10 protein-coding genes are annotated in these 9,065 nt (G+C 42.5%); 6 read left to right on the top strand and 4 right to left on the bottom strand.

What is annotated here, in order from left to right:
• Both EWV66_RS15160 and EWV66_RS15155 read right to left on the bottom strand, forming a co-directional pair.
• Nucleotides 1-209: BrnT family toxin (locus tag EWV66_RS15160; RefSeq protein ID WP_287107093.1), on the bottom strand; the 209-nt coding region annotated here is incomplete at its 3' end.
• Between the two features lie 561 nt (nt 210-770).
• On the bottom strand, nt 771-2,195 hold the full coding sequence (locus tag EWV66_RS15155; protein WP_052278502.1) for a protein adenylyltransferase SelO: 1,425 nt from the start codon (nt 2,193-2,195) through the stop codon (nt 771-773).
• Between the two features lie 82 nt (nt 2,196-2,277).
• On the opposite strand from EWV66_RS15155, the gene EWV66_RS15150 reads away from it, so the two are divergent.
• Together EWV66_RS15150 and EWV66_RS15145 are read left to right on the top strand one after the other, a co-directional pair.
• Entirely contained in the window at nt 2,278-2,535 is a 258-nt protein-coding gene (locus EWV66_RS15150; RefSeq protein ID WP_072927270.1) for a CRR7 family NDH-1 assembly protein, read from the top strand.
• A 162-nt stretch (nt 2,536-2,697) separates the two neighbouring features.
• Nucleotides 2,698-3,108 carry a salt stress protein, Slr1339 family gene (locus tag EWV66_RS15145; RefSeq protein WP_072927272.1) on the top strand — a complete coding sequence of 137 codons (411 nt, stop codon included), beginning with the start codon at nt 2,698-2,700 and terminating at the stop codon, nt 3,106-3,108.
• Between the two features lie 6 nt (nt 3,109-3,114).
• Here EWV66_RS15145 and EWV66_RS15140 read toward each other — a convergent pair whose 3' ends face one another.
• Together EWV66_RS15140 and menD are read right to left on the bottom strand one after the other, a co-directional pair.
• Nucleotides 3,115-4,344: a hypothetical protein gene (locus tag EWV66_RS15140; protein ID WP_287107094.1), complete on the bottom strand. Its 1,230-nt coding sequence runs from the start codon at nt 4,342-4,344 to the stop codon at nt 3,115-3,117.
• Between the two features lie 199 nt (nt 4,345-4,543).
• A complete protein-coding gene (gene menD / locus EWV66_RS15135; protein WP_287107092.1) occupies nt 4,544-6,253 on the bottom strand; it encodes a 2-succinyl-5-enolpyruvyl-6-hydroxy-3-cyclohexene-1-carboxylic-acid synthase in 1,710 nt (569 codons plus the stop codon).
• 280 nt (nt 6,254-6,533) lie between these two features.
• Between menD and EWV66_RS15130 the strand changes: the two genes are divergently transcribed.
• From EWV66_RS15130 to EWV66_RS15115, 4 genes are all read left to right on the top strand, one after another.
• Nucleotides 6,534-6,944 carry a M67 family metallopeptidase gene (locus tag EWV66_RS15130; protein WP_004162447.1) on the top strand — a complete coding sequence of 137 codons (411 nt, stop codon included), beginning with the start codon at nt 6,534-6,536 and terminating at the stop codon, nt 6,942-6,944.
• Nucleotides 6,945-6,950: 6 nt separating this feature from the next.
• Nucleotides 6,951-7,463: a cobalamin biosynthesis protein gene (locus EWV66_RS15125; protein WP_287107091.1), complete on the top strand. Its 513-nt coding sequence runs from the start codon at nt 6,951-6,953 to the stop codon at nt 7,461-7,463.
• Between the two features lie 7 nt (nt 7,464-7,470).
• Nucleotides 7,471-8,646: a lipid-A-disaccharide synthase-related protein gene (locus EWV66_RS15120; protein WP_287107090.1), complete on the top strand. Its 1,176-nt coding sequence runs from the start codon at nt 7,471-7,473 to the stop codon at nt 8,644-8,646.
• A gap of 138 nt (nt 8,647-8,784) precedes the next feature.
• Nucleotides 8,785-9,065, top strand: a 281-nt coding sequence (locus tag EWV66_RS15115) for a DUF4164 family protein (protein WP_193961078.1), incomplete at its 3' end; no start/stop codon positions are given.

The raw sequence follows: 9,065 nt of genomic DNA, 5'->3' as shown, positions 1-9,065 counted from the left end.
CGGGTGCAATCCTCACGTTCTGTATGGACAACGGCAATCACTCGCCCTTGCAACAAACCGAATGTGACAAAACGCTGCTCTCCATAACCGTAACGATCGTCCTCAACCGTTACAATATCCCCATCAAACACGGCTGGAACATCGGTAAAATCTATTCCGTGCTTACGAAGATTAGCAAGACGTTTTGCTTCATCCCATTCATATTCCATAACCGAACGACAGCTACAATAACCAATTGTAGTTATAAATTGTCGTTACAGCTATCCATGCCAAGCAATTTTTATCGTGAATGAATGCCCCGCAAGCAACTTCAAGCCACTGTCCTAACCGAGGACTTGCCGCATAACTACATATTACAGGTCAACTTTCTGCATAACACTCTCCAGAGTAACGATATGGGTCAACTTTCTGTATATCACTCGATTTAGGCGCAATTGCAAGAAACTTTCCCCATATCACACCCAAAAGCGTGTTAGCCAGAAGAGCTTACTGCAAACAATCTCTTTTCAAGAGACTTATCACAGAAGCTTTCTAGAGTTCTAGCAAAGATTCTTAGATCTGACTGCACTTTGTCACAAAACTTCACTATTATTTTGACACTTTTAATAGTTGGAGCGGAAACATTGATCGCCAAGTCTGGTCAATTTTTGTCCAACGCATTTCAGGAAATGACCTGAATAAGTAGCTAGAGATAATTAATTACACATATTTAATCACCTGTTGCCTCTCCTAACCAAGAAATTAATTTTGCACCACTACTTATTACTTAATTACTGTTTATTTTGTAATTTTATCACTAATTCTTGGAAAGGTTGCCAATCATCTTTATAGGTAATTGCCTCCCAAACCGATTCGATTAGCGGTCTAAGTAAAGCAGTTTTAGGATTATAATGCGTTAAGGTGTTCCCAATTTGAACCAAAGAATCTGAGGGTAATTGATTTAAGACCAAACTATATAATTCTCGCCAACGTTGCCAATCAGCTTTCGGTAAATCCATATTTTCAAGAATTAGAGAACTATTTTCTCGCCAACCGTAATTAAATTGTTCACTTAATTGATAGAAAAAGTCGTGATAACCGAGGCCAGTTTCTTGGAGAACTTCCAGGGTTTTGCTGACCAGTAAAGCAGATTCGGGAGTAAAAATATCCTCAAAACCTAACTTTTTGAGCATCATTTTTTGATAATAAAAATTGTAATGCTGGTCATAGTTAGCCAAAGCCAGATCTAACTCTAACAAGGAGACGACCATGGCCAGGGGAGATTGCAGTAACTCTAGATTTAAGCGACAGATAAAAGGCTGATTGCCATAACTATAACGGCCACCGTAGTCGAAATAGGCCGCCGTAAATTGGGGGTTATAGGAAGGAATAAAAGCGTAGGGACCATAATCGAAACTTTCCCCGGTAATTGACATATTATCGGTATTGAGAACCCCATGACAAAAACCTGCGGCCATCCATTGGGCCGCTAATTTAGCGGTTCTTTCGATTAAAGCGGCGTAAAATTTTAAATAGCGATCGCTATCTTGGGGATTGATTTCAGGATAATAATAAATAATCACATGATCGAGGAGTCTTTTAATTAAATCGCTACGTTTAATATGAAATAAACGCTCAAAAGTCCCGAAACGAATATGAGAATTACTAACTCGAATCATCACCGAAGATCGCGTCGGGGAAGGTTCATCACCGCGCCAGAGGGATTCCCCCGTTTCCACCAAACTGAGACAGCGAGAGGTATTCACCCCTAAACCGCGTAAAGCTTCCCCAGCTAAGACTTCTCTGACTCCACCCTTGAGAGTTAACCTACCGTCCGCATGACGGGAATAGGGAGTCCGTCCCGATCCTTTCGTACCAAAATCGTATAATTTGCCATCAATACCCCTAACTTGACCGTAGAGAAAACCGCGACCATCTCCCAAGAAAGGATTATACTCGCCAAATTGATAACCGTGGTAACGCAGGGCCAAAAAGGGGGTCAGGGATTGAAATTTACCAAAAGCCTCGATAAAATGCTCATCTAAGGTTAATTCTGGCTGAATTCCCACCAAAGGTAATAAAGCATCATTGCGAAAACGAAGGATATGACTGGGAAAATCCGCGGCTGCAACTTGATCATAGTATTGGTCCCCCAAGTCCTGCATGGCGCTTTCGTAAGGGAGACTGAGAAAGGGATTGGTGAGATGGTCTGTCATAGTGGTGGTGTCGATCGAGCGTTGAGGCGATAAAGTGATAAAGATAGCCAAAAAATTTTCCTAGTGAGACTATCAAACAGCGATGCCCGATTCTATTATGTATCAAGGGGACTATTTTCTTGTCCTCGAGGCCGATCAACCTGAACAATTCCAGACTCCCGACCAGTTGCGGGATAAGTTAAAAGATTTAATCAGTGCAAAACCGGAGATTTGTCCCCGACAATTGGCGAAATTCTCTAGTTTTGAGGAAAAAGCTCTCTATCTGCGCGATAATTACTGCGAGTTAGACCTGGGTGAGGAGGGTTATTTACAATGGTATGTGGTCCGTTTGGAAAAATAAGGGAACCCATTATTAAGTAGTTAGGTGTTACAAACTGTTAGACACCCCCCTTATCAAGGGGGGATCCATCTTCAATGTAATTATAACCAGCTACTTAGTTATTAAGGCAGAGGCAATCAGAGTAATTATCTTTTTAACTTTTTACTTTCTAACTTGATCATTATGGGAGCAATAGAAGATTTACTGGCACAAATGAAGGCAGAATACCAGAAACGGGATCAGGAAAAACCGATGCCGTCCCCTTCTTCTCGCCAAGAAAAAGATCGTTCTCCGTCCGAATTTAAGGTTAATTATGCCGGCGATTCTTCTACCGATGCGCTTTTAAAAGCTTTAGCCTTAGAAAACCAAGAAAGGCAACAACAGGAGGCAGCGGAAAAAGAAAAAGCAGCGGCATTAAAACAGCAGCGTAAGCGACAAGCTTTAACTAAAAAGGCGAAGCAATGGTTAGATAAATTGGATGCCAAATCGGAGGAAGGACGCTGGTTTGAGGAGTTTTCCTATAGCTACGATTCTCCTTTAGAAGCGGCGATTACCTATCTAGAAGCTTTGGGAGAAGTGGATATTTCTAAATGATCAGGTCTAATTTAAAGTGGTGGGTAAATTGGCCGCGTCAAAAACTCGATTATGCCACCAAATATTATCACCAGCTATAATATTTGTGCCGTAACGGGGAACGATACCATAAACAGTGCCAGGGTCATAATCCAAAGCTTCACTGATGAGATTGTAGAGACGTTGTAGATCAAAACCCCGGGGGTCACAATGGGGATATTTTCCTTGATTAATCAGAAAACTATCCACGGCAAAATGGCTGACAATTTGCGGCAATTGTCCCGTTTGTAAGGCTGCGAGGAGATAATATTTCGCCGTTTGTTGGTATTGAAAATCGCTGTAACCGGGGAGGGTTTGCAAGCGTCCTTTGGTCAAACAGTGGGATCCCGGCGCTTGTACCAGTTCAATGTTAACGCTGGAGATGACCCGACGATTTCTTGCGGCAAAAACTGGCCGCAAGCGATCGCAATTAGGGTGAGATAGCTGCTGACAAATCGCTTCTGTTGCCCATAATGCGGTAGTTTTTGCCCCATCAAAGTAATTTATGGGATATTGCTTGACTAAACGCTTAAAGACGGCTTCTGAAGGCGTATTTAACCAAATTCTCGCCCTTTTTTCTAACTCAGGGGCCGATCGCGTACTCAAGGGAACACCCTCTAAAGCAAGAGCAAAACCCTTGACGCGGATGGTTTCTGGGGTAAGTTGCCACAGTTGACGCACTAATTGATCTCTGGTGTCTGCGGGCAGCATTTCGGCTGCTTGTTCATAAAAAGTGGCCGTGGGACGGTGACGTTCAAAAAAAGGCCGGGCGATCGAGTCTAAAATATCTCTATCCCTGGAATGCGGTTTGCGGGGGATGTAAACATTGGGACCCAATTTCATCGGACCGCGAGCATATTTTTTCTGTTCTTCGATGTTACCCGCAGTCATACTCCAAGCTGTATCGTGGAGAATAAACAAAGGAGTGCGATCGAGGGTTAATTCGGTTTCTGGCGGGTTAATTTGCAAAAATTCGGCGATTTTCTGCTTTTCTAACTCATCTAGACTCTTACCGGCTAAATTCTCCCCCACAGTGGAGGGATTAAAAATATCTATGGTTGCAGTGGAGAGACTAGAGCTATTCAGTTTTAAAATCAGTAGGGACAAGACCAAACTAATCACCAAAGAAGTCACTCCCCATCGCCATTGTTCCGGGGGAAAGATAGAATATCTAGGGAGAGAAATTTGTCTGGATTTTTGCCGTCTTTGTCGATTCATCGGGCCTTTTTTACGCGCTTTCCACCCATTGTATTCACTTTCTCGAAAAAGGGAATTAATACTAAATCCGTTGAGCATAGGCTACCTATCAGGATAGGCAATAGGCACTCTTGCAATAGGCAATAGGCAGCTTTATTCTCCCCACTTCCCCACACCCCACTTCCCTACACCCCACTCCCTACACCCCACACCCCACAACCTACACATAATTACTGAGGAACCATTGAGTATTAAAAGCTCGATCGCAGGATATTTCTAGTAATCTTAGACCTGATTCTGGTAAAACTGCGATTTTTTCCTGAAAATCAGTCCAATCACTGATTAAATGGTAATCAATACCGTAGGTGCGACAGAGTTGGCAAAAGTCGATATTTTGGGGAGTGGCAAAAAATTCTTCAAAGGGAGGGTCAAATTTGGCGATCGGCAACATCTGGAAAATGCCTCCCCCCTTGTTATTGATTAAAATTATGGTCAAGGAGCCAACAAAATATTTTTTGATTAAAAAACCATTTGTGTCGTGTAATAGGGCTAAATCTCCCGTTAATAGCAGACTAGGGACATTTTTATAAGCTATTCCTATCGCAGTGGAGAGGTTGCCGTCGATGCCATTGGCCCCGCGGTTAAAATAGGGACGAATTTGGCGATCGCTAGGCGGGTTAAAAAATTCGGCATAGCGAACAGGCATACTATTAGAGATAAAGATCGGGGTGCGGGGGGGGAGGTATTGGGAGAGCAGCCAGGGGATTTTACCTTCAATCAGTTTAGTTTCTGCTGCCAAAAGGCGATCGATGGTTAATCTAGCTTGCTGGTCGAATTTTTGCCATAATTCTCGATATTCTCGGTTATTATCTGGTTTTTCTGGGAATAGATGCCCTAATTGCTCGATATTTCCCCTGAGATGTCCGGTTTTTCCCTGTAGAGGATCGTAATTATCGGGATGGGGATCGATAATCCAGCGAGGACAGTCGATTTCTTCTAACCACGTCCGTAATTCTTTGCTGGTGGGTAATTCGCCAATTTGCAGGACAACATCGGGGGTTAATTGGGTTCTAAGGGCAGGATTCCGCAATAATAAATCATAGGTAGTGATGAGATGGGGATTTAACCCTGCATAGTTTCGCAGAGGAGATAAAGCTTCCGCTAAGATGGGATATTGTTGCGATCGGGCTAAATCAGCGATCGCCTGACAGTAACTTTCAGGGTTTTGCGGGGAAGCTAATCCCGCGATGATAATTCCTTTGGAGGGTAAAGAATTAATTTGGAGAATTGAGTGGTTAATTGGCATATTTTGCCGAGATATGTGGCTAAAAAAAGCCTCTTGGTCAAAATTAGCCTCTAAATTGTTAATTTCTAGATCGGGAGTTGGTGCGAGGGGATCCCGAAATGGTAAGTTCAGATGCACCACTCCGGGGACAGGATCGAGACAGCGCCACCACGCGTGGATGATAGTTTGACGGAGATAGCGTAAACGCTCGATATTGGCACTAGGACAGCTAATTTCCGCTTGCCAATTTGGATAATTACCGTAGAGTTTGACTTGATCGATAGTCTGACCGGCGTGAGCATGACGCAATTCTGGGGGGCGATCGGCGGTTAGAATTAATAAAGGGACATGACTTTCTTTTGCTTCAATGACTGCGGGATAAAAATTAGCCGTGGCAGTGCCAGAAGTGCAGACTAAAACCACCGGTTGATATAATTGTTTGGCTAATCCCAGGGCAAAAAAGGCGGCCGAGCGCTCGTCTAAGATGGGAATAGCTTCAATCTGGGGATGTCTTGCCAAGGCTACCGTTAAAGGAGTCGATCGCGATCCGGGAGAAACCACCCCTATCTTCAATCCCAAACGGGCCAATGTTTCGACTAAAATAGAACCCCAAAGTGTATTAAGATTGCGAAAATCGATCGACATTTATCAGTTCAGTGGCAAAGGTTAGGGGACAATAAGATAAATTTAACATTGGCTGGAACCAGCCAAGAATAAGTTATTCCTAAGTCAGCGATGCAGAAGTTACTAAAAGAGAGCGAAGGCAATTAGTCCCTACAATAATATTATGGAGCCAATGGTAGGGGCGCATCGCGTACGGACAAAATGTCCTATAGATATTTCGACCAAATTGAGATGCACCCAGTTTTCAAGTTCCCTATAGCCAAAGCAAACTAACATCAATAGGTTTTGAAAATTTTCCCTTATGATCCTGATTACAGACCAAATTTCCCAGCGTATTTTCACCCACGCAGAATCCACCTATCCCGAAGAATGTTGTGGGTTACTCTTAGGAAAAATTACCGAAACAGCAGCCCAAGTGATCACCGTGCAAACCACAGAAAATAACTGGTCAGGTAATAGGAAAAACCGCTTTAGTATTGCGCCAGAAGTGCTTTTACAAGCTCAAAAATCGGCGCGGGAAAACCAGCTAGAAATTATCGGTATCTATCATTCCCATCCCGATCATGCCGCCATTCCCTCGGAAATTGATCGCCAATTAGCCTGGTCAGGATATACTTATTTAATTGTCTCCGTAGTTTCAGGACGAGCGATCGATTTACAAGCTTGGCAACTGGACGAAGGCGAACAATTTCAACCGGTAAAAATATTATAGTCTTGTATGACTAGCGCTTCCCCCGCTTTCCACTCACCCGCAATCGATTTAATCGGGATAGGTCCCCTGTGGACAGGTTTTAGCCAACCTCGTTTTTACCCCGATCCTTCCGGGCCAAAAGTGCAGTACCATGGACGAGTATTATGGCTAGGAATAGGTTGCATCCGTGGGACGGAGAAAACGGTCATAGATAGGGCAATTAGGGATGTTTTTAAGCGTTATCACCTCTCTTTAGCCGCTATTGCCGGTATTGCCACCCTTGACATCAAAGCTAATGAACGGGGTTTAATTGCCTATTGTCAAGAGCAAGGATTGCCACTAAAAACCTTTACTGCTGAGGAGTTGAGAGATATTAATGTCCCCAATCCCTCAGCTATTGTCAACAAGAAAGAAGGAACCCCTAGTGTCGCTGAAGCTGCCGCTTTAAAAATGGGCGATACTTTGCTAGTCAGCAAGCAAATAGAAGCAAAATCGGTGACGGTGGCGGTTTCTTTGGCAGCAAGGGAATATAGAGGATAACAAATCGATGCTTAAACAGGTTTTATTTCTTAGTAATGGTCATGGTGAGGATTTAAATGCTAGTTTAATTCTGGGGGAATTACAAAAAATTCAGCCCCAATTATCTATAGCTGCTTTGCCTTTAGTGGGAGAGGGAAAAGCTTATCAAAAATTGTCAGTACCAATTATTGCCCCCACTGCCACTATGCCATCGGGGGGAATTATTTATACCAATCCTTTGAATTGGATTAAGGATATTGGTGCGGGATTAATTAGTCTAACTATTCAGCAAATTCAGGCAGCTTTTAAAGTTAGCAAGGATTGTGATTTATTGATAGCAGTGGGGGATATCGTGCCGATTGCGATCGCTCGTTTAACCGGTCGTCCCTTTGTGGCTTTTATTGTTTCTACTTCCAGTTATTACGAAGGCACAATTAAATTACCTTTACTCACGGAATTATGTTTAAGATCAGACAAGTGTTTAAGGGTTTTCACTAGGGATAAATATACAGCAACAGACCTAGAAAATCGGGGTATTAAAAAAGCGATTTTTGCTGGTTATCCGATTATGGATGTCCTAACACCAACGGGTAAAGATTTAGAATTAGATAGTCAAATTCCCATGATTGCTTTATTACCGGGGAGTCGTTTACCCGAAGCTTTGAGTAATTTGGCTTTACAGTTACAAGTCTGTGAGGAAATAGTTAAAATTAAACCGATGCAGTTTCGGGCTGCTATCGTTCCTAGTATCAGAGAAACCGACTTAGAAAATTTAGCTAAACAAGAGGGATGGCATTATTTAGGAGCGGGAAAATTAGAGAAAAATGGGGCTTTATTGTGCTGTTATCGTGATGCTTTTGCCGATATTCTACACCATTGTGACGCTTGTTTAGCCATGGCGGGTACAGCAGTAGAACAAGCGGTGGGATTAGGAAAACCCGTCCTACAAATACCCGGATTTGGTCCCCAATTTACCTATCCTTTTGCTGAGGCACAGATGCGCTTATTAGGGGAATCGGTGATAACTATTGGACAGAAACCCACGGAGGGAAATTTATTTAAAAATGCCGCGGTTAAAATTATTGATATTTTGGCAGATTCTCCTTATTTATACAGATGTTTAGAAAATGGCAAAATTAGAGTGGGAGAGTCAGGAGGTAGCAGCCATATTGCCGAGGAAATTTATAGCATTTTTCAAAAATAATGGCAGAGATAGTTATACTAAATCCGTTGAGTATAGGCTACATATCAGGAGAGGCAATAGGTAATCAGTCTTTAATAACCAGATTTAGGATTATAATAAAATTATTGTACTATCATTACTCCCAGGGATGTTACCAAAATGTCTAACGAAACCGTTACTTATAGTCTTGAATCCGTCCTCAAGGAAATCAAAGACAGCATCAAGGAAGTTAACCAAAAAATCGATATATTGCAACAGGATGTTAACCAGAAATTTGACAGCCTACAGAAGGATTTTAACCAGAAATTTGATAAAATCGATGAACGGCTAACTAAGCTAGAGGTAGGACAAGCAAAACTAACTGAGAAAGTCGATGGGATGGATAGAAGACTAGAAAAGCTGGAAGGAACCCAAAAAAATCAAGTTTGGACGTTAATTAT

Origin of the sequence: Microcystis sp. M_OC_Ca_00000000_C217Col, from assembly GCF_007095585.1 — a bacterium.
Classification (GTDB): Bacteria; Cyanobacteriota; Cyanobacteriia; order Cyanobacteriales; family Microcystaceae; genus Microcystis; species Microcystis panniformis.
Note: the sequence above shows the minus strand (reverse complement) of the source record. Positions and strands in the feature narration are given on the sequence as shown.